The organism is Paraburkholderia sp. LEh10 (genome assembly GCF_017814945.1).
Taxonomy (GTDB): Bacteria; Pseudomonadota; Gammaproteobacteria; order Burkholderiales; family Burkholderiaceae; genus Paraburkholderia.
The window spans coordinates 1-19,033 of sequence record NZ_JAGIPX010000054.1 but is presented as its reverse complement, the minus strand read 5'-3'; the positions used below and the strand labels follow the sequence as shown (position 1 = coordinate 19,033).

Here is a 19,033-nt window from a genome sequence, read left to right as displayed (position 1 = left end):
CGCGCTCGCACACTGAAGCCGCAGCACTGGCTGCGGCTGAGAAGCGTATCACTTCGCGATGATGTCGCGCTTGAAGTACTTCTGCGAGAGCGCCGTCAGCGTGCCGTCTTTCTTCAGTTCGGCGAGCGCGGCATCGACCTTCGCCTGCAACGCCTTGTCGCTTTTGCGCAGACCGAAGCCCGTGCCTTCGCCGAGCGTCGACGGATCTTTCAGCGGCTCGCCGACGATCTCGTAGCCCGCGCCCGCCTGCTTGCTCAGAAAGCCGTCCTGCGCCGTCTGCGCTTCCTGCACGGCGGCGTCGAGTCGTCCCGCGACGAGGTCCGCATATACCTGGTCCTGATCCTGATACGACACGACCTGCACGCCCGCATTCGCCCAGTGCTTTTTCAGGAAGTCTTCCTGCGACGAGCCCTGCAGCACGCCGACGCGCTTGCCTTGCAGGCTCTTCACATCGGGCAGCAGACCCGAGCCGTGCTTGGCGACCATCACGATGGGCACGACATAGATGGGCGGCGTGAACGCAATGCTTTCCTTGCGCTTGGCCGTGATGTTCATCGCCGAATTGATCACGTCGAACTTGCGCGCCTGCAGCGCGGGAATCAGGCCGTCGAACGCATTCTCGACCCACACGCACTTTACTTTCATCTTCGCGCAGACCGCATTGCCGACGTCCACGTCGAAGCCTTCCAGTTGGCCCGACGCCGTCTTGCTTTCGAACGGAGGGTAGGCGGCTTCGATGCCGAAACGCAGCGTGTCGGACGATTGCGCATGGGCGGCGCCCGCAGTCAGCGCAAGGACGGCGGCGGCAAGAGAGAGCTTCAGGTTCATGACGGTTCCTGTGTTGATGATCGGACCACGCGCAGCGGCAGCGGTGCACGTGAAATATAGACGGAAAGTCCAGTATGGACTATAGGGAATACGATAATACAGTAGTCAAAAATAGGGGATCGCATTGCGTCGAGCCTTGCTGGAAACGGGTAAGCGCCGCAAAAAGTCGGCTTGAACGCGCTGGCGAAGCGCATGAAATCCGCGTCCGGGCGGAGAATTTCTGTCTCGATCGGTTGAGTCTCAAGTAGACTATAAGTCTACATTTAGCCCGTATCGACGTCTCTCGCGTCGCACAGGAGAAAAATCCGATGATGTCCGCCTTGCCCCTTGCCGTGGATGAACAGATGGTCCGCGATGCGTTGCCCTCGCTCGACGTGCGCGGCGCGCTCACTGCGATGTTCCGCGCGCTCGCCAGTGCCGACGCAGTGCAGCCGCCGCAAACGCTGACGCTGTTTCCGAACGGCGCCGGCGATTTCATTACCTATCTCGGCGCACTCGCCGATGCCAAAGTGTTCGGCGCAAAGTTGTCACCGTATATCGTGACGGGCGGCAAGCCGATCATCACGGCATGGACGGCGCTGATGTCGATGGAGACCGGCCAGCCGCTGATGTGGTGCGACGCGGGCCTCCTGACCACGGAACGCACAGCGGGCACGACGGCACTCGCCGTCGACCAGCTCGCAAGCGCCGACGCAAAGCGGCTTGCGTTGATCGGCGCGGGCAGCGTGGCGCTCGCGCATCTGCGGCATGTCGCGCCGCTGCGCGCGTGGGAATCGATCCGCGTGTATTCGCCCGGCCTCGCAGCCCATGATCGCGCGGATGACTCCGTCCACGCGGCAAAGCGCGCCGCCGTGCTGGCCACCGATGCGCGCGCCGAAGTGAGCGCGAATATCGAAGCGTGCGTGCAGGATGCGGACGTCGTGATGCTCTGCACGTCGTCGGGCACGCCCGTGCTGCCGCGCGGTGCGCTGCCGAAGCCCGCGCTGATCACGTCGATCAGCACGAACGCCGCGAACGCGCATGAAATCGACCCCGCGTGGCTGCCGGAGATGGACGTGTATTGCGACTATCGCGCGACGACGCCTGCCAGCGCGGGCGAGATGAAGCTCGCCGCGCAGCACGGCTGGCTGCCGGCACAGGTGAAGGGGGACTTGCCGTCGCTCGTCGCGGGCTCGTGCGAAAAGCCGGCTTACCGGAGGCATGCGTTCTTCCGCTCGATCGGCCTAGGGCTCGAGGACGTCGCGATCGCGAGCGAGCTCTATCGACATCTGACGAGCCGTCCGACGCGCGCACAATAGCTACAATGTCGATCAGCCGCCGCCGTGGCGTAAGTGTCGTCTCGCCGCGGCATGACACCAACACCGCAGAGCACCGCCCGCCGATGCGCAAAACGAAATCGTCCCCCGTCAAGGACCTGCTGCTGACCCGCTATGCACCCATCGCGGACGGCATTGCCGCGCTGTTTTTTCCGTACGCGGAAGTCGTGATCCACGACCTGCACGACCAGACGGTGCTGTATCTCGCGAACAATCTGTCGAAGCGGGAGATCGGCGACGATTCCGCTTTGGAAGAGACGGAGCATTCGGCGCGCGAGCGCGTGATCGGCCCTTACGAAAAGCTCAACTGGGACGGCCGCCGCATGCGCTGCGTGAGCAACGTGCTGTTCGACGACAACGGCCAGGCGGCGGGCATGCTGTGCATCAACTTCAACATCGCGGTGTTCGAAGACGTGCGATCGACGCTCGATCTGTTCATCAAGGGCGCGGGCGTCGTCGCGCAGCCGGAGGAGCTGTTCCGCGACGACTGGCAGGAGCGCATCAACACGTTCCTGCACGGCTGGCTGCGCGAACGGCAGATCGGCCTGAACGGCCTCACGCGCGAGCACCGGCGCGAACTGGTCGAAGCGCTCTATGCGGAAGGCGCGTTTCGCGGCAAGAGTTCGGCGAACTATGTCGCGAACGTGCTTGGCATGGGGCGCGCAACGGTTTATAAGCACCTGAAGCAGATGAAAGAGGGCGCAAGCTGATGTGCCCGGAGACTTGCGCTGCGCTGCTTCATCCGTTCCAGACATCTTCGAGGACACGACCGTGACCGTGCGATATCGACACTACAAAGGCGGCATTTACGAATTCATCTGCGAGGCGACGCTCGAGTCCGACCCGAGCGTGACGATGATCGTCTATCGGGCCGAGAACGGCACCATCTGGACACGGCCCGCATCGGTGTTCTTCGAGATGATCGAGCACGAAGGCGATACGGTCGCGCGCTTCGCGCCCATTAACTAGCCCATCGACTAGCCCATCGACTAGCCCATCGACTCGCTTCTGCGCGTTCCGGCAGCGAGCGTCGTGCAGCGCACACGGCGGCACTTGCGGCCAGTGCGTTCCGGTCAGCGCCGCGTGGGCGGAAGGTCGGCGGCGTCGGGCACGTCGATCACGAGATCGCTCTGCGCGACGGCCACGCACGGCAGGATATAGCCCTCCGCCTTTTCCTCGATGCTCACGCCCGGCCATTCGATCGTGTAGCGCACGCGGCCCGACGTCATCTTGCACAGGCAAGTGCGGCACGTGCCGTTGCGGCACATCCGCGGCAAATGCAGGTTCGCGAAGCCCGCCGCTTCGAGCACCGTCAGCGATTCAGGTGCATTGAATGTGCGCCCGAGGGGTTCGACGCGCACCGTGAAGGTTCGCGCTTCGCTTTCATGCGTTTCGTGCAGCGCCTCGCTGCGGGACAATTGTTCGCTCGACATGTTGCTCACGAAATCGACACACCCAGAAGCCGCCCGACGCCGAACGTGAAGGCGGCCGCGATCATTCCGATCACGATCTGACGAAACGCCGAGAACGCCGCACCCCGTCCGTTGAACAGCGACGTGAAGACACCGACGGCGGCGAGCCCGAACGCGCTCAACGCGACGCACTGGCCTATTGCCGCCACGCCGTGCGCCCACAGGAACGGCATCACGGGGAAGATCGCGCCGAGCGAGAACAGGCAGAACGATACGCCCGCCGCCGACCACGGGTTGCCGCCCAGTTCCGCGGGATCGAGTCCGAGCTCTTCGCGCGTGAGCGTATCGAGCGCCTTCTGCTTGTCGCGCATGATCTGCTGCGCGACGCGCTTCGCCTCGTTCGCGTCGATGCCCTTCGACTGGAAGATAAGCGCCAGCTCGTGCTCCTCGGCCTCCGGCGTGTGCTCGATCTCGTCCGCTTCCTTCGCGATCTGCGTGCGCGCCAGCTCGCGCGCGTTCATCACCGACAGCCATTCGCCGAGCGCCATCGAGCACGCGCCCGCGATCAGTCCCGCGAGCCCCGTCAGCAGGATTGCCTTGTTGCCCGTGCCCGCGCCCGCGACGCCCATGATCAGGCAGAAGTTCGACACCAGGCCGTCGTTCGCGCCGAGCACGGCCGCGCGCAGATCGTTGCCCGACGTGACATTTCTGTGCCACGACTCGGCGGCGGCGATCTGCGCGCCTTTCGACGGCGTGGCGCGCTCGCCTTTGACGTCGGCGACGATCTGCTGCACCACGGCCGCGTGATGCTGTTCGTCCTTCGACAACTGCGCGGCGTCGGGCTGGTTCGCGTACTTGTCGCGGTCCGCATATTCGGCGGCGGCGAGCGACGGCAGCACGAATTTCGGCCCGAACGTATGGATCATGCCGCGCATCAGTTGCGTCTTGACACTGTGGCGGTGCGCACGCACGCGCACGCCATTCGCGTGCAGCTTGTCCGCCCAGAGGTTCGCATGGACGCGCTCCGCGCTCGCGAGCTGACTGAACAGCGTGCGGCGCTCGGGATTTTTTTCGACGCGCGACAGCGTCTCGTACAGCGCAGCGCTGTCAAGTTCGTCTGCGAGATTGGTGCGAAAGCGTTTGAGTTCGTGCCGGGAGGCCATCGATCGATGCGCGACCGGGGTCGGATAGTCGTGGGGTCAGGACGAAGCTTAGCGCAGCGCGGCACATCGCGCTGCACCGCGAACGCTGCGCCCGCGCGTCAATGCGTCGTGCGCATCCGCACGTATCGGTACACCGTGTTGCGCGCGAGCCCGAGTTCGCGCGCCGCCGCCGAAATGTTGCCGCCGTTGCGCGCGAGCGTCTGCTCGATCAGCGTCGCCTGCAGTTCTTCCATGCGCGCGGGCCGCGACGGGGCGGGCAAAGCCGCCGTCGGCGCGCCACGCGCGGATTCGCTGGGTTGCGGCTCGCAGTCTTGCAGGAAATCGTCGGGCAGATGCTCGATACCGATTTCGATGGCGCCTTCGGCCATGATGCCCGCCGTGCGCAGCACGTTCGTGAGTTGCCGCAAGTTGCCCGGCCAGCGGCAGCGCGCGAAGTGCGCCAGCACCTCCGGCGACACGTGTGCGGGCATCCGTTCGCTGTCAGGTTCCTCGCGGCGCAGCCGGGCCAGTATCCGTTCGACGAGTATCGGAAGGTCGGTGCGCTCGGCCAGTGCGGGCAGCGTGACGACGAGACCGTTGATCCGGTAATAGAGATCCTCGCGGAAGGTGCCGTCCTCGATCATCGCGCGCAGGTTGCGGTGCGTCGCGCAGACGATGCGCACGTCGACGGGAACGGCGCGTGTGCCGCCGAGCGGCACCACGGAGCGCTCCTGAAGCACGCGCATCAGGCGCACCTGCTGCGCGAGCGGCATGTCGCCGATTTCGTCGAGAAACAGCGTGCCGCCGTCGGCCTGCACGATCTTGCCGACGCTGCCGCGCTTTTTCGCGCCCGTAAAAGCGCCGTCCTCGTAGCCGAACAGTTCGGCCTCGATCAGCGTATCGGGCAGCGAGGCGCAATTGACGGCGACGAACGGCGCGTCGCGGCGCGGCGATTCCCCGTGCATCGCACGCGCGAGCCATTCCTTGCCAGTGCCTGTCTTGCCCAGCACCAGCAGCGCGATATCGCGGCCGCGTACTTTCTCGACGCGGCGCAGCACGGCGGCCATCTGGGCGTCGCCCGTGTCCAGCGTGGCGAAAGTGACGGCGGCGCGCGGCCTGCCTGCCGGACATCCGGCCGACGCAGCCTGCGACGAAGCGGCGCGCGGACCGCCGCTGTCCGCCGAAAACACCGGCCGTGCCGCGTACTCGGCGCGCGCCAGCACGCGCACGCCGCTTGGCAGCGCCAGCGTGAGGCATTCGCCCGGTGCGCGCGACGCCTGTTGCAGCAACGCGGGGAACGCCATGCCGAACAGCGCTTCGAAAGGCTGCGCGAGCAGCGCGTCGAGCGGCTGCCCGAACTGGAACAGCGCGCTGCGGTTCGCGGCGAGCAGCCTGCCGTCGCCGCCGAATGCCGCGAGTCCTTCGAACAGCGTGCCGATGAACTCGCTGCGCGCATGAAAGCGCACGCGCACGGCTTCCGCAAACTGATTGGTGAACAGATGGTTTTCAATGATCTGCGCCGACATGCGCACCAGCGCGAGCGTGTGCTTGTTGAAGCCGCGCGGGTCGCCGCTCACGTCGAGCGCACCGATCGTGCGGCCGAACGGATCGGCAATCGGCACGCAGGAGCAGGTCAAGATGCGGTTCGCGTGCAGGAAATGCTCGCCGCCGTGGACGACGGTCGGCTGGCCGCCGGCCAGCGCGGTGCCGACCGCGTTCGTGCCGCGATGCGCTTCGGACCACGACACGCCGGGACATAGCGCAACGCGCTTCGCTTTCTCGACGAAGTCGCTGTCGCCGAGACTGTGCAGGATCACGCCGTTGCTGTCGGTGAGCAGCACCATGCTTTCCGTATCGACGATCTGCGCGTGCAGCGTCTCCATCACGGGCAGCGCGTGTGCATACAGCGACTGGTTGCATTCGACGAGATCGCGCAGCACGGCCCGCTGCAATGGTGCAAAGTCGGGGGCCTCGGAAGCGCGCAAGCCGAATTCGCGCGAGCGCGCATGCGCCTGCGCGAGCACGTCGGCGCGGCCCTCAACGGGCGGCGTGACGAAACGTTGGGTCACTGCATGTCTCCGCTAGTTGTAGTGCGCCGCTCGTGCGGCGGCGGCCGCTTCATTCCGTTCGTTGCGCGTTGCAGCATGCACAGCGTAACGGCCTTTGCGCTTTGCGCGCCCGCCTGAACAGCCGGTCTGCGCCGGCAATGCCGGGTTCATCTTACAGGAGGACGCGCGTCGCGTGTTCCGCTTGCCTTCTGCCGCAGAAGTGCAATCATCGTAGCAGGCACGCGTTCGCGCCGCGTGCCGCACTGGGGCGATGCCTGTCTGACCGCCCCGGCCAGCGCCAGTTCGAGGAGAACGTCATGGTGCGCATGGAGTTGAGAGTCGTCCTCGCCACGCTGTCGGTTTTCATCGCGTTAGGCGGCATTGGACTGTCCATCCACGGCTCGCTCTACTACCTCGACCGGGAGATCTGGGCGGGCGTGATCGCGATCGCGATCGGCATCGTCGGTTGCGTCACGATGCTCACGCTCTGGCCGCGCGACCTGCCGGGCAAGACGCCGCACGAGCAAGCCGCAGGCGACGCCGGGCCGCACGAACATCATCACCACCTGCCCACGCAGTTTTAGGCGCGCACTTTACGCTGCAACGCCGCATCGCCAGGGAGATTCGCGCAAGGCGGCTCTTCGTGTCACGCCGACGGGCAGTGGATGGCGGCACCATCCTGGTGTGTGGCGAAACAAAACTTGCGGCCTGCCGGATGTCGTCTACAGTGTTGAGATCAACCGCGGCGAGCGCTTGCGGTTGGCAGCCCGCGCTGCGATCCACAACGGAGGCGTGAACCGGGGCATGCGCGGCCCACGGCGGTGTCGTTCAACCAAGGTGTTCCCATGCAGATCATTTTCCCGAAAGAAGTCCCTGAGTACTCGGGGCGCGAGCTGACTCTGGCATTTCCGGCTATGGTCGATGGGCAAAGGGTGGAATGCATGATCACCGCTGAGGCGCTGGAAGACCATTTCGGTGCGGCATCGCCCCGTATCGAAGACATGCTGGGCGCGTTCTCGACGCACCGCGAACGCATCGAAGCGGCGACGCGGCGTCTGCTGTCGGAAACGCGCGCGCAATGCGTGGTGCTGCGCAGCGGCTATGTCCGCTTCTACGAGGCGAACTGGCGTACCTAAGCCGAACGGACGACTCTCGATTGCGGGCCGCTGGCCTCGCGGGTTGTAATGTCCGCGAGCGGGAGCGCTCGCGCCGCACGTCGGTTGATCATTGGTTAGATGCAAAAGAGAACGCGGCCCGAAAGGCCGCGTTGTCGTTTGATGCGCCGTTGCGTGCCTATTCGGAGCCGAGATAGAAGAAGCGGAACAGGAACACGGCCGCGATCACCCACACGACGAGCTTCACCTGACGCCCCTGGCCCGTCAGCAGCTTGAGCCCCGCGTAGGAAATGAAACCGAACGCTACGCCGTTCGCGATCGAGTACGTGAACGGCATCAGGAGCGCGGTGAGCGCGGCGGGCACGACTTCCGTCGCGTCGTCCCACGGCAGGTCGGCCATTTCGCGCAGCATCAGGCACGACACATAGAGCAGTGCGGGCGCTGTCGCGTAGCCGGGCACAACGCCCGCGAGCGGCGCGAAGAATAGCGCCAGCAGGAACAGCACAGCGACCGTGATCGCGGTGACGCCCGTGCGGCCGCCCGCCTGCACGCCCGACGCGCTCTCGATGTAGGCCGTGGTCGACGAGGTGCCGAGCAGCGAGCCCGCGAGGATGGCGGTGCTGTCCGCGAGCAGCGCGCGGTTCAGGCGGTGCATCTTGCCGTGCACGAGGAGGCCCGCCCGGTTCGCGACGCCCATCAGCGTGCCCGTCGCGTCGAACAGCTCGACGAGGAAGAACACGAGAATCACGTTGAGCACGCCCGTCGACAGCGCGGCCTTGATGTCGAGCTGGAACAGCGTCGGTGTGATCGACGGCGGCGCCGACACGATGCCGCGAAACTCGTTGCCGCCAAAGAAGAAGCTCAGGATCGTCACGCCGACGATGCCGATCAGAATCGAGCCGCGCACGCGCAGATAATCGAGCGTGACGATCGCGAAGAATCCGATGATCGCGAGCACGACATGCGGGTCGTGCAGGTTGCCGAGCGTGACCAGCGTCGCCGGGTTGCCCGTGACGATGCCCGCCGATTTCAGCGAGATGATCGCGAGGAACAGGCCGATGCCGCCCGTGATCGCGATACGGATCGAATGCGGAATGCCCGCGACGATCACTTCACGCACGCGAAAGAGCGTGACGATCAGGAACAGGCAGCCGGAGACGAACACCGCGCCGAGCGCGGCCTGCCAAGTAAAGCCCATCCCCTTTACGACGGTGTACGCGAAGTACGCGTTCAGGCCCATGCCGGGTGCGCAGGCGATCGGGTAGTTCGCCCAGAAGCCCATGATCAGCGACGCCAGCGCCGCGACCAGGCAGGTCGCGACGAATACCGAGTCCTTCGGCATGCCTGCATCGCCGAGAATCGCCGGATTGACGAAGATGATGTAGGCCATCGTGAGGAACGTGGTAACGCCTGCCAGCACTTCCACGCGCAGGTTCGTCCCTGCTTCGTCAAAGCCGAAATACCGTTTTACGGAGTCCATGAGCGAGTCTCTCGTCGTTTGAAATGTCGTTCGTCACTGCTTGTTGTTGCCGCTTCTTCTGCGCTGCTTCTGCTGCCGGGACGCTTCCATCCAACGGGTTGCCACGGGCGGATTTAATCACGACTGGTGCGCAACTAGCGCATTTGCCGCGCGTGCGTTGAGCCGATGCAACACCCGCGCCGCAGGCGGCGCGGGTGACGTTTCAGCGGCGAAGGGCCGTGATGATACCTGACGCGGCGCGTCGGGCAGGGTGACGAGGGGAATCGCGAGAGGCAAAGCGCTGGAAAAAACAGTCGCGCCGATGCGGCGGCAACTTCACTGTGAGCGTTCGACGGCCGTTACCTTCGCCGACGAGCGTCAAGTTGACAACGCAAATTGACAGTGCAAATTGACAACGCCACCCATGCCGCGCGTCGGCAAGACGCGCGTCAAGCGTGGCGAACGATACGGCGGATTATTGCTGCCCGCCTTGTGCCTGGGCGCGGCGTTGCGCGACGATGCGGCCCGCTGCGATTGCGTTGGCTGGGTAGTTGATCCAGTCGAGCGGATCGTAGCCCGCCTTGCGCCATTCGACGAGATCGGCTTTCACTTCGGCGCGAGTCTTGGGAGCGTTCTGATCATACGGGCGCGCAGTCTGCGCAAGCGCGGACGACATGGCGGCAGCGCCGATAAGCGCACCCAGAACCATACGAGGAATCAGTTTCATGGCAGGGGCCCGAAAAGTTACGATGACCCTTTATTTTAGGTTCTGTATTCGCAATGGGTAAGCTCGGTAAGTGAAATGAATCGTTGCTCACTTTGCGTCAATTGGAGTCCTTAAGGCGCGTTTGATGCATGCGTCGGCTGCCACGCGCCTGCGGCTATGAGCGTCGCTCAACCCATATGTTGAGAGGGCTTGCCCATGCGATCGAGCACGGCCGTCAACAGATCGACGGGCAACGGAAACACGATGGTGGAGTTCTTGTCGGCGGCAATGGTTGTCAGCGTCTGCAAATAGCGCAACTGCATTGCCTGCGGTTGTTGCGCGAGCATCTGCGCCGCCTGCAGCAGTTTCTGCGATGCCTGCAACTCGCCTTCGGCGTGAATCACTTTCGCGCGCCGCTCGCGCTCGGCTTCCGCCTGGCGGGCAATCGCGCGGATCATCGTCTCGTTGATATCGACATGCTTGATCTCGACATTCGATACCTTGATTCCCCACGCATCCGTCTGCGCGTCGAGCACGCGCTGGATGTCGGTATTCAACTGCTCGCGCTCGGACAGCAGTTCGTCGAGATCATGCTTGCCGAGCACCGCGCGCAGCGTCGTCTGCGACAACTGGCTGGTTGCCTCGAAATAACGCGCGACCTGAATCACCGCCCGCTCCGGATCGACGACGCGAAAGTACACGACGGCATTCACCTTGACGGAGACGTTGTCGCGCGTGATCACATCCTGCGGCGGCACGTCGAACACAACAGTGCGCAGATCCATGCGCACGACCTGTTGCACGACGGGAATGATGAGCACGAGGCCCGGTCCCTTGACCTTCCAGAAGCGGCCCAGCATGAAGACGACGCCACGTTCGTACTCGCGGAACACGCGCACCGACGAGGCGACGAGGATGATTGCCAGCAGGATCAGGATGCTGCCGAAGCCGAAAGTGAAACCCATCATGTGCGTTCTCCTTTTTGTGGGGTGTCGGTTGCGGGCACGACCGTCAGCATGAGACCGCGCCGCCCGGTGACGCGCACGGCGTGACCCGCCGCGAGGGGCGCGGTGCAGCACACGCGCCAGCGCTCGCCATGCACGCGCGCCCAGCCGACGCGTTCGGGCTCGCCGTGCAACAGGCTGTCCCGCTGACTGTCCGTCTTGCCGTCGGCGGGGTCGGCTGCGTCGGCGATGTTCAGCCCGTCGTCGAGCACGACGCCGACGCTGCCGATGATCGCCTCAGCGCCCGTCACGACAGGCCGGCGCCGCGAGCGCAACACCATGCCCGAAACACCGAAGATGAACAGCACGCTGAACACGACGACGGCGGCAATCATCGGCAGCGGAATGCCGTAGCCGGGCACGTCGGTATCGATCAGCATCAGCGCGCCGATCGCAAACGCGACGATGCCGCCGAAGCCGAGCGTGCCGAAGGTCGGCAGAAATGCTTCGGCGATCAGGAATGCGAGGCCCAGGAAGATCAGGCTTAGGCCGACGTAGTTGACGGGCAGCAGCTGCAGCGCGAAGAGGCCGAGCAGCAGGCTGATCGCGCCCGCGACGCCCGGCAGCACGAAGCCGGGATTCGCGAACTCGAAGAAGAGGCCGTACATGCCGATCATCAGCAAGATCAAGGCCACGTTCGGATCGGTGATGACGGCGAGGAAGTGGCTGCGCCAATCCGCTTCGAGCGTGACGATGGGCGCATGCGCGGTCGACAGGCGCTTCGCGCCCGCTGCCGTCTCGAAGGTGCGGCCGTCGAGTTGCCTGAGCAGATCGGGGATGTCACGCGCGATCAGATCGACGACTTTCTGGTCGAGCGCGTCGCGCGCCGACAGGCTCACGGCCTCGCGAACCGCGCGCTCGGCCCATTCGACGTTGCGGCCGCGCAGTTGCGCAAGGCCGCGGATGTAGGCGGTGGCGTCGTGAAGCTGCTTGCGCAGCTCCGTCGACTGGCTGTCCATCGCGAGCGGGGCGGAGGCGGCGTTGTCCTTTGCGGCGGGCGCGGCCGGGCTCGACGAAGGCGCCGCGCCCGGCAAGCCGGGCGGCTGGCCCGGTTTCGGCGCGTCCTGGCCGCCGATGCCCAGTTGCACGGGCGACGCCGCGCCGAGATTGGTGCCCGGCGCCATCGCGGCGATGTGGCTCGCATACGTGATGTAGGTGCCCGCGCTCGCGGCGCGCGCGCCGCCTGGCGCGATGTAGGTCGCGACGGGCACGGGCGACGCGAGAATCGCCTTGATGATCTGCCGCATCGACGTATCCAGGCCGCCCGGCGTGTCGAGTTGCAGGACTGCGAGCTGCGCGTGTTCGTCGGCGGCTCGGGCGAGGCCGCGCACGATGAAGTCGGCGGTGGCGGGGCCGATCGCGCCCGAGACGGGGATCACGACCACGCTGCCGGGCGCGATCGCGGACTGCGCGGCCTGGGCCGAATGCATGAGGGGTGTGGCGGCGCAAAGCGCCAGGACGAGCAGCAGCGCGTGACGCGTCAGCGCGTGACGGGCGCCGGAAACGACGCGAGCAGAAGCCGGGCGGGATGCAATGCGAAAGGCGGCAACGCCTGACGCCGCGACGCCTGACGCAGCAACGCCTGACGCAGCAACGCGTGAAGCAGCAACGCGCGACGCAGCAACGCCTGACGCAGCAACGCAAAAAGCCCACGCCGACGCAGCACACGCGCGAGCGGCCATGAAAGCGCCGGACGCAATGCGTGACGCGAAGCGCGCGCCGCAAGGGGCACGCCGCGCACCCACTTGCCGGAACGGGAGAAGCCGGTACGTTCTCATCGTCGACGGCCGGTGCGCCGCAACGTATCGATGTTCGCCGGGCGGCGCCTGGCCTGAAAGGGCTGGCCTGACTTAAGCTTAGTCGGATTCCGCCCGTTCCGCGCGACGGGACATACCCGCGTTCGCCGCGTGGGCGAGGGCGTTGACCGCCCGATAATCGGCCGGCCGCATTCCCGTCCACTTGCGGAACGCCCGATGAAACGCGCTCGGCTCCGCAAAACCGAGCGTCACGGCGATATCGGCAATCGACTGCCCGCCGCGCTGCAATTCCACGATCGCGATATCGCGCCGCAAGTCGTCCTTGATCGACTGATACGTATAGCCTTCCTGCTTCAGGTGCCGCCGCATCGTCGCCTCGGCGACGTTCAGGCGCTGCGCCATGTCGTCCGAGCCGGGCCACGCGGACATCGGCAGCGCGCGCAGCGTCTTGCGCACGCGCGCCGCAAGCGAGCCCGGATTGCGGTACTTGATGATGAAGCTCGCGGGCGCATCGCGCAGAAACGGCTTGACGGACTTCGCCGTCTGCACGACGGGCAGTTCGAGAAAGTCCGGCGCGAGATCGACATACGATTCGCTCTGTCCGAATGAGAGGTCGTCGCAGAACATCAGCCGGTATTCGTGCGCAGCGGGCGGCTCCGCGCAGCGAAAGCGCGCTTCGATCAGCGGAATGCGCCGCCCGACGAGCCAGCACACGAGACCGTAGACCACAATGAAGTACGTTGCATAAGCAAACATCGCGGGTTGCGGCGCGCCGTCGCGATGCGCGAACGCGAGGCGCACGCGGTCGTCGCGCCTGTCGATCTGCGTGGAGAGGTCGTCGAGCACGAGGCGCATGAAGCTGACCGCGCGCGTCAGCGCCTGGCCGCCGTTGCGCGCCGTCAGCGCCATCTGTGTCATTGCGATGAAGCTGCCGCTTTTCATCGCGTGCGAATCCTGGCCGAAGAACTCATCGTCGAGCGCGCGGGCGATGCTGGCCCACAGCGCGCCGTATTGCGCCGGCGTCACGCGGCTCTTCGGGCTCGCGAGCATTTGCGGCGCGATGCCCGCCGCCTCGACGATGCTGCGTTCGTCGACGCCGCCCGCGCGCGCCAGCGCCAGTGTCTCTTCGACGAGACTCACTGAGATCGTGCCTCTTTCCGCTTTCATGCAGTCGTGCGTCCTCTGGTAAATGCGCTCATTCGCCACGCCGCCGACGCCCGGCAGCGCCGCCATTTTGCCGCATTGCGGCCGTGCACGGAATGCGCATATGGCAAATGCGCTCACGCAGATTGATCGGACGCGGCATCGAATCCCGCGGGGGCGCCGCCTACACTTGATTCCAACCAACGCGCCGCATGTGCAGTGCAGCAGGCGCGGGATCACAGAGAACACGCGGAGACACAGGCGGCAACATGGACGAGTTCTATACCGACGAACAACGGATGATCCGCGACGCGGCACGCGACTTCTCAGTCGAATGCCTCGCGCCGAACGCGGCGCAGTGGGACCGCGAAGGGCAACTGCCCGCGGCAATCGTCAGGCAGATGGGCGAGCTCGGCTTTCTCGGCATGATCGTGCCGCCCGAATGGGGCGGCTCGTACACCGACTACGTCGCCTACGCGCTCGCGCTCGAAGAGATCGCCGCTGGCTGCGCGGCGTGCGCGACGATGATGAGCGTGCACAACTCGGTCGGCTGCGGGCCGATATTGAACTATGGCACCGGCGCGCAGAAAGACCGCTATCTCGCCGACCTCGCGACGGGCAAGCGCATTGGCGCGTTCTGCCTGACCGAGCCGCATGCCGGCAGCGAAGCGAACAACATCCGCACGCGGGCCGTGCTGCGTGACGACGAGGGGCTGGGCCAGTGGGTGCTCAACGGCAGCAAGCAGTTCGTGACGAACGGCTCGCGCGCGAGCCTCGCGATCGTGTTCGCCGTCACCGATCCCGACGCGGGAAAGCGCGGCATCTCCGCCTTCATCGTGCCGACGGACACGCCGGGCTTCAATGTCGGCCGTCCCGAGAGCAAGCTCGGCATACGCGCGTCCGACACCTGCCCGATCTCGCTCGACGATTGCGCCGTCCCCGAAGCGAACCTGCTCGGCGCGCCGGGCGAAGGACTGCGCATCGCGCTGTCGAACCTGGAGGGCGGGCGCATCGGCATCGCGGCGCAGGCGGTCGGCATCGCGCGCGCGGCGTTCGACGCCGCCCGCAGCTACGCGAACGAGCGTATCCAGTTCGGCAAGGCGCTGAAGGAGCATCAGACCATCGCCAACATGCTCGCCGACATGGCCACGCGCCTGAACGCCGCACGCCTGCTCGTGCATCATGCGGCGCGGCTGCGCAGCGCGGGCCGGCCGTGCCTGTCGGAGGCGTCGCAGGCAAAGCTGTATGCATCGGAACTGGCCGAAGAGGTCTGCTCGAAGGCGATTCAGATTCACGGCGGCTACGGCTACCTGGAGGATTACGCCGTCGAGCGGCACTACCGCGACGCGCGCATCACGCAGATCTACGAAGGGACGAGCGAAGTACAAAGAATGGTTATCGCGCGGCACGTTTGAGCGCAGAATAATCCGCCAATAGAGCGCATCCGCGCCAACGAGCTTTGCACAAGACGTGAGCGAGGCGCTAAAGCGCCAACTCCGTTCTACTCGCCAGGAGACGACGATGACGGCAGCCCAGGGCTTTTTCGATGCGCGCGACCTGTTGTTGCGCCACCGTACCGACTATCAGCGCGCGTACAGCGAATTCAGATGGCCGGAACTCGCGGAGTTCAACTGGGCGCTCGATTATTTCGACGTCGTCGCGAAGGGCAACGACAACCCCGCGCTGTGGATCGTAGACGATCCCGCGAAGGAAGGACTCAAGCTGTCGTATGCGCAGATGTCGGAGCGCTCGTCGCGAATGGCGAACTTCCTGCGCGCTCTGGGCGTCGGCCGTGGCGACCGCCTGTTGTTGATGTTGCCGAACCGCGTCGAGTTGTGGGATGTGATGCTCGCCGCGATGAAGCTCGGCGCGATCGTGCTGCCCGCCACCACACAGTTGTCGCCCGACGACGTGCGCGACCGCGTGCAGATCGGCGGCGCGAATTTCGTCATCGTCGATAGCGCGGAGACGGGCAAGTTCGACGGCCTCGACGTGCCGCTAAAACGCATCTCGGTCGGCGCGCCGCGCGACGGCTGGACGGATATCGCCGCCGCGTACGAGGCTTGCGCATCGTTTGCGCCCGATGGCGTCACGCGCGCCACCGACCCGATGCTGCTGTACTTCACATCGGGCACGACGTCGAAGCCGAAGCTCGTCGAGCATACCCATCAGAGCTATCCCGTCGGCCATCTTTCGACGATGTACTGGATCGGCCTGCAACCCGGCGACATCCACTGGAACATCAGTTCACCAGGCTGGGCGAAGCACGCATGGAGCTGCTTCTTCGCGCCGTGGAATGCACAGGCCTGCGTGTTCGTCTACAACTTCGCGCGCTTCGTGCCAAAGGAGACGCTCGACGTGCTGGTGCGCTGCAATGTGACGACACTGTGCGCGCCGCCCACGGTATGGCGCATGCTCGTGCAAGAGCCGCTCGCGTCGTACCCGGTGAAGCTGCGCGAGATCGTCGGCGCGGGTGAGCCGTTGAACCCGGAGATCATCGAGCGCGTGCGGCATGCCTGGAACATCACGATCCGCGACGGCTACGGCCAAACGGAAACGACGTGTCAGATCGGCAATTCGCCGGGGCAGCCGGTCGTGCCGGGATCGATGGGGCGTCCATTGCCGGGCTATCGCGTCGAACTCGTCGATGCCGACGATCATCCCGTGACCGAAGGCGAAATCGCGCTGCCGCTCGCGCAACGTCCGCTCGGCCTGATGACGGGCTACGCGAACAACGCGAAGGCCACCGAACACGCGATGCGCAACGGCTACTACCACACGTCCGATGTAGCGATGCGGCGCGACGATGGTTATCTCGTCTACGTGGGCCGCTCGGACGATGTGTTCAAGTCGTCGGATTACCGGCTCAGTCCGTTCGAACTCGAAAGCGTGCTGATCGAGCACGAAGCGATCGCCGAGGCGGCTGTCGTGCCAAGCAACGATCCCCTGCGCCTTTCGGTGCCGAAGGCGTTCGTGACCGTGCGTCATGGCTTCGAAGCCGGTCCCGAGCTGGCGCGCGACGTGTTCCGTTTCTCGCGCGAAAAGCTCGCGCCGTACAAGCGCATTCGCAGGCTGCAATTCAGCGACTTGCCGAAGACGATCTCCGGCAAGATCCGCCGCGTCGAACTGAGGCGGCGCGAACTGGAGCGCACGGATCAACCCGCGCGTCTGCCCGACGAGTACTGGGAAGAGGATTTCCCCGAGCTTCGCAACGGCAACGGCAACTAAACGGAACTGAAGAACAACCACAGGGCAACTAATGGCCAGCTAAGGCGCAACTAAAGCCCAATTAAAGCCCAACTAAGGGGCAACTAAAGCTCAACTGAGCGGCAACTGAGCGGCAACTCATGCCGCAACCGAAATTCAATCAGGAGAGATCCAGCATGAGCGCAATTCCCACGGCTGTCGAAGGCCAGAAGGTCGAGTCCGTCAAACTGCTTATCGGCGGCGAATTCGTCGAATCGAACACGACCGAGTGGCGCGACATCGTGAACCCGGCCACGCAAGAGGTGCTCGCGCGCGTGCCGTTCGCGACGAAAGACGAAGTGGACGCCGCAATCCGTTCGGCGCACGCCGCGTTCGCCACGTGGAAGAACACGCCGATTGGCGCGCGCATGCGCATCATGCTGAAGTATCAGGCGTTGATCCGCGAGCACATGCCGCGCATCGCGAAGACGCTGACGGCCGAGCAGGGCAAGACGCTGCCCGATGCCGAAGGCGACATTTTCCGCGGCCTCGAAGTGGTCGAGCATGCGTGCTCGATCGGCACGCTGCAGCAGGGTGAGTTCGCGGAGAACGTCGCGGGCAGCGTCGACACGTACACGCTGCGCCAGCCGCTCGGCGTGTGCGCGGGCATTACGCCGTTCAACTTTCCCGCGATGATTCCGCTGTGGATGTTCCCGATGGCGATCGTCTGCGGCAACACGTTTGTGCTGAAGCCTTCGGAGCAGGACCCGCTGTCGACGATGCAACTGGTCGAGCTCGCGATTGAAGCAGGCGTGCCGAAGGGCGTGCTGAACGTGGTGCACGGCGGCAAGGAAGTCGTCGATGCGCTGTGCACGCATGAACTCGTGAAGGCGATTTCGTTCGTCGGATCGACGGCGGTGGGCACGCATGTGTACAACCTGGGCAGCCAGCACGGCAAGCGCGTGCAGTCGATGATGGGCGCGAAGAATCACGCCGTCGTGCTGCCGGACGCGAACCGCGAGCAGACGCTCAATGCGCTGGTGGGCGCGGGCTTCGGCGCGGCGGGGCAGCGTTGCATGGCGACGTCGGTGGTGGTGCTGGTGGGGGCGTCGAAGGACTGGCTGCCGGAACTTGTCGAGAAGGCGAAGACGCTGAAAATCAATGCGGGCCATGAGCCGAAGACGGACGTCGGGCCAGTCGTGTCGCGCGCGGCGAAGACGCGCATTCTCGGCATGATCGAAGCGGGCGTGAAGGAAGGCGCGAAGCTCGTGCTCGATGGCCGCAGCGTGAAGGTATCGGGTTATGAGGACGGCAACTTCGTCGGCCCGACAGTATTTAGCGACGTCACCGTCGATATGGATGTCTACAAGACCGAGATTTTTGGTCCTGTGTTGTGCGTGATGACTGTGCCGACGCTCGATGACGCGATTGCGCTCGTCAATGGCAATCCGATGGGTAATGGCGTCGGGCTCTTCACGCAGAGCGGCGCGGCGGCGCGCAAGTTCCAGAGCGAGATCGATGTTGGGCAGGTCGGAATCAATATTCCGATTCCGGTGCCCGTGCCGTTTTTCAGTTTCACGGGCTCGCGTGGCTCGAAGCTCGGGGATCTTGGGCCGTATGGCAAACAGGTCGTGCAGTTTTATACGCAAACGAAGACGGTGACAGCGCGGTGGTTCGATGATGCGGCTGTTGCCGATGGCGTTAATACCACTATTAGTTTGAAGTAGGTTTTTTTGGTTGTCTGCGACGCGGGTCAGATTTGCTTTGTCCTTTTGGCGGGCGTCCGCATTGCGGTTTGCCTTGCCCTGCGCGGGCATCCGCGATAGCGCCTCGCGGCGCTGGCGTTGCCCCTGTGCGGGGCGGCACTTACTTTCTTTGCCGCCGCAAAGAAAGTAAGCAAAGAAAGCGGGCTCACAC

At 65.0% G+C, this 19,033-nt stretch carries 17 protein-coding genes; 8 read left to right on the top strand and 9 right to left on the bottom strand.

The annotated features are described in order from the left end of the window. Positions 1 to 48: 48 nt before the first annotated feature. Complete coding sequence (locus J8I87_RS32595) at positions 49 to 828, bottom strand: ABC transporter substrate-binding protein (protein WP_209936324.1); 780 nt, start codon at positions 826 to 828, stop codon at positions 49 to 51. Positions 829 to 1,136: 308 nt separating this feature from the next. Here J8I87_RS32595 and J8I87_RS32590 point away from each other — a divergent pair, with 308 nt between their 5' ends. The 3 genes from J8I87_RS32590 to J8I87_RS32580 all read left to right on the top strand — a co-directional run bounded on the left by J8I87_RS32590 (position 1,137) and on the right by J8I87_RS32580 (position 3,113). Then, the gene (locus tag J8I87_RS32590) at positions 1,137 to 2,126 is read left to right on the top strand and encodes an ornithine cyclodeaminase family protein (protein WP_209936323.1); all 990 of its coding nucleotides are present in this window, start codon (positions 1,137 to 1,139) and stop codon (positions 2,124 to 2,126) included. Positions 2,127 to 2,209: 83 nt separating this feature from the next. Next, the gene (locus tag J8I87_RS32585) at positions 2,210 to 2,854 is read left to right on the top strand and encodes a transcriptional regulator (RefSeq protein WP_209936321.1); all 645 of its coding nucleotides are present in this window, start codon (positions 2,210 to 2,212) and stop codon (positions 2,852 to 2,854) included. 61 nt (positions 2,855 to 2,915) lie between these two features. Continuing rightward, complete coding sequence (locus J8I87_RS32580; protein WP_209936320.1) at positions 2,916 to 3,113, top strand: DUF1653 domain-containing protein; 198 nt, start codon at positions 2,916 to 2,918, stop codon at positions 3,111 to 3,113. A gap of 104 nt (positions 3,114 to 3,217) precedes the next feature. On the opposite strand, the gene J8I87_RS32575 is transcribed toward J8I87_RS32580, so the two are convergent. The 3 genes from J8I87_RS32575 to J8I87_RS32565 form a co-directional block, all read right to left on the bottom strand. After that, positions 3,218 to 3,577, bottom strand: coding sequence for a 2Fe-2S iron-sulfur cluster-binding protein (locus tag J8I87_RS32575; RefSeq protein WP_209936319.1), 360 nt, complete (start codon positions 3,575 to 3,577; stop codon positions 3,218 to 3,220). 5 nt (positions 3,578 to 3,582) lie between these two features. Further along, positions 3,583 to 4,719: a VIT1/CCC1 transporter family protein gene (locus tag J8I87_RS32570; RefSeq protein ID WP_209936318.1), complete on the bottom strand. Its 1,137-nt coding sequence runs from the start codon at positions 4,717 to 4,719 to the stop codon at positions 3,583 to 3,585. Positions 4,720 to 4,817: 98 nt separating this feature from the next. After that, complete coding sequence (locus J8I87_RS32565; protein WP_209936317.1) at positions 4,818 to 6,767, bottom strand: sigma-54-dependent Fis family transcriptional regulator; 1,950 nt, start codon at positions 6,765 to 6,767, stop codon at positions 4,818 to 4,820. A 296-nt stretch (positions 6,768 to 7,063) separates the two neighbouring features. Here J8I87_RS32565 and J8I87_RS32560 point away from each other — a divergent pair, with 296 nt between their 5' ends. Both J8I87_RS32560 and J8I87_RS32555 read left to right on the top strand, forming a co-directional pair. Beyond that, entirely contained in the window at positions 7,064 to 7,330 is a 267-nt protein-coding gene (locus tag J8I87_RS32560; protein ID WP_209936316.1) for a DUF2964 domain-containing protein, read from the top strand. A 261-nt stretch (positions 7,331 to 7,591) separates the two neighbouring features. Next, positions 7,592 to 7,882 (top strand): DUF1488 domain-containing protein, encoded by a 291-nt coding sequence (locus tag J8I87_RS32555; protein WP_209936315.1) that lies wholly within the window; start codon positions 7,592 to 7,594, stop codon positions 7,880 to 7,882. Positions 7,883 to 8,039: 157 nt separating this feature from the next. Here J8I87_RS32555 and J8I87_RS32550 read toward each other — a convergent pair whose 3' ends face one another. From J8I87_RS32550 to J8I87_RS32525, 5 genes are all read right to left on the bottom strand, one after another. Further along, positions 8,040 to 9,341 (bottom strand): NCS2 family permease, encoded by a 1,302-nt coding sequence (locus J8I87_RS32550; RefSeq protein ID WP_209936314.1) that lies wholly within the window; start codon positions 9,339 to 9,341, stop codon positions 8,040 to 8,042. A 454-nt stretch (positions 9,342 to 9,795) separates the two neighbouring features. Beyond that, on the bottom strand, positions 9,796 to 10,047 hold the full coding sequence (locus tag J8I87_RS32545) for a DUF4148 domain-containing protein (RefSeq protein ID WP_209936313.1): 252 nt from the start codon (positions 10,045 to 10,047) through the stop codon (positions 9,796 to 9,798). A gap of 167 nt (positions 10,048 to 10,214) precedes the next feature. Next, the gene (locus tag J8I87_RS32540) at positions 10,215 to 10,994 is read right to left on the bottom strand and encodes a slipin family protein (RefSeq protein WP_209936311.1); all 780 of its coding nucleotides are present in this window, start codon (positions 10,992 to 10,994) and stop codon (positions 10,215 to 10,217) included. Continuing rightward, entirely contained in the window at positions 10,991 to 12,808 is a 1,818-nt protein-coding gene (locus J8I87_RS32535) for an NfeD family protein (protein ID WP_409518852.1), read from the bottom strand. Before J8I87_RS32535 ends, J8I87_RS32540 begins: the two co-directional genes overlap by 4 nt. A gap of 78 nt (positions 12,809 to 12,886) precedes the next feature. Further along, positions 12,887 to 13,954: an AraC family transcriptional regulator gene (locus J8I87_RS32525; protein ID WP_209936308.1), complete on the bottom strand. Its 1,068-nt coding sequence runs from the start codon at positions 13,952 to 13,954 to the stop codon at positions 12,887 to 12,889. Between the two features lie 245 nt (positions 13,955 to 14,199). Here J8I87_RS32525 and J8I87_RS32520 point away from each other — a divergent pair, with 245 nt between their 5' ends. The 3 genes from J8I87_RS32520 to J8I87_RS32510 all read left to right on the top strand — a co-directional run bounded on the left by J8I87_RS32520 (position 14,200) and on the right by J8I87_RS32510 (position 18,843). Then, positions 14,200 to 15,345, top strand: coding sequence for an acyl-CoA dehydrogenase (locus tag J8I87_RS32520; RefSeq protein ID WP_209936307.1), 1,146 nt, complete (start codon positions 14,200 to 14,202; stop codon positions 15,343 to 15,345). Between the two features lie 106 nt (positions 15,346 to 15,451). Next, complete coding sequence (locus J8I87_RS32515) at positions 15,452 to 17,158, top strand: AMP-binding protein (protein WP_209936305.1); 1,707 nt, start codon at positions 15,452 to 15,454, stop codon at positions 17,156 to 17,158. A gap of 155 nt (positions 17,159 to 17,313) precedes the next feature. Continuing rightward, positions 17,314 to 18,843 (top strand): CoA-acylating methylmalonate-semialdehyde dehydrogenase, encoded by a 1,530-nt coding sequence (locus J8I87_RS32510; RefSeq protein WP_209936304.1) that lies wholly within the window; start codon positions 17,314 to 17,316, stop codon positions 18,841 to 18,843. The last annotated feature ends 190 nt before the right edge of the window (positions 18,844 to 19,033 follow it).

Coding starts and splice junctions, on each gene's coding strand:
- J8I87_RS32560 (WP_209936316.1), top strand. CDS start 7,064: ATGGTGCGCATGGAGTTGAGAGTCGTCCTCGCCACGCTGTCGGTTTTC.
- J8I87_RS32595 (WP_209936324.1), bottom strand. CDS start 828: ATGAACCTGAAGCTCTCTCTTGCCGCCGCCGTCCTTGCGCTGACTGCG.
- J8I87_RS32575 (WP_209936319.1), bottom strand. CDS start 3,577: ATGTCGAGCGAACAATTGTCCCGCAGCGAGGCGCTGCACGAAACGCAT.
- J8I87_RS32545 (WP_209936313.1), bottom strand. CDS start 10,047: ATGAAACTGATTCCTCGTATGGTTCTGGGTGCGCTTATCGGCGCTGCC.
- J8I87_RS32585 (WP_209936321.1), top strand. CDS start 2,210: ATGCGCAAAACGAAATCGTCCCCCGTCAAGGACCTGCTGCTGACCCGC.
- J8I87_RS32570 (WP_209936318.1), bottom strand. CDS start 4,719: ATGGCCTCCCGGCACGAACTCAAACGCTTTCGCACCAATCTCGCAGAC.
- J8I87_RS32520 (WP_209936307.1), top strand. CDS start 14,200: ATGGACGAGTTCTATACCGACGAACAACGGATGATCCGCGACGCGGCA.
- J8I87_RS32535 (WP_409518852.1), bottom strand. CDS start 12,808: ATGAGAACGTACCGGCTTCTCCCGTTCCGGCAAGTGGGTGCGCGGCGT.
- J8I87_RS32590 (WP_209936323.1), top strand. CDS start 1,137: ATGATGTCCGCCTTGCCCCTTGCCGTGGATGAACAGATGGTCCGCGAT.
- J8I87_RS32525 (WP_209936308.1), bottom strand. CDS start 13,954: ATGAAAGCGGAAAGAGGCACGATCTCAGTGAGTCTCGTCGAAGAGACA.
- J8I87_RS32550 (WP_209936314.1), bottom strand. CDS start 9,341: ATGGACTCCGTAAAACGGTATTTCGGCTTTGACGAAGCAGGGACGAAC.
- J8I87_RS32540 (WP_209936311.1), bottom strand. CDS start 10,994: ATGATGGGTTTCACTTTCGGCTTCGGCAGCATCCTGATCCTGCTGGCA.
- J8I87_RS32555 (WP_209936315.1), top strand. CDS start 7,592: ATGCAGATCATTTTCCCGAAAGAAGTCCCTGAGTACTCGGGGCGCGAG.
- J8I87_RS32515 (WP_209936305.1), top strand. CDS start 15,452: ATGACGGCAGCCCAGGGCTTTTTCGATGCGCGCGACCTGTTGTTGCGC.
- J8I87_RS32510 (WP_209936304.1), top strand. CDS start 17,314: ATGAGCGCAATTCCCACGGCTGTCGAAGGCCAGAAGGTCGAGTCCGTC.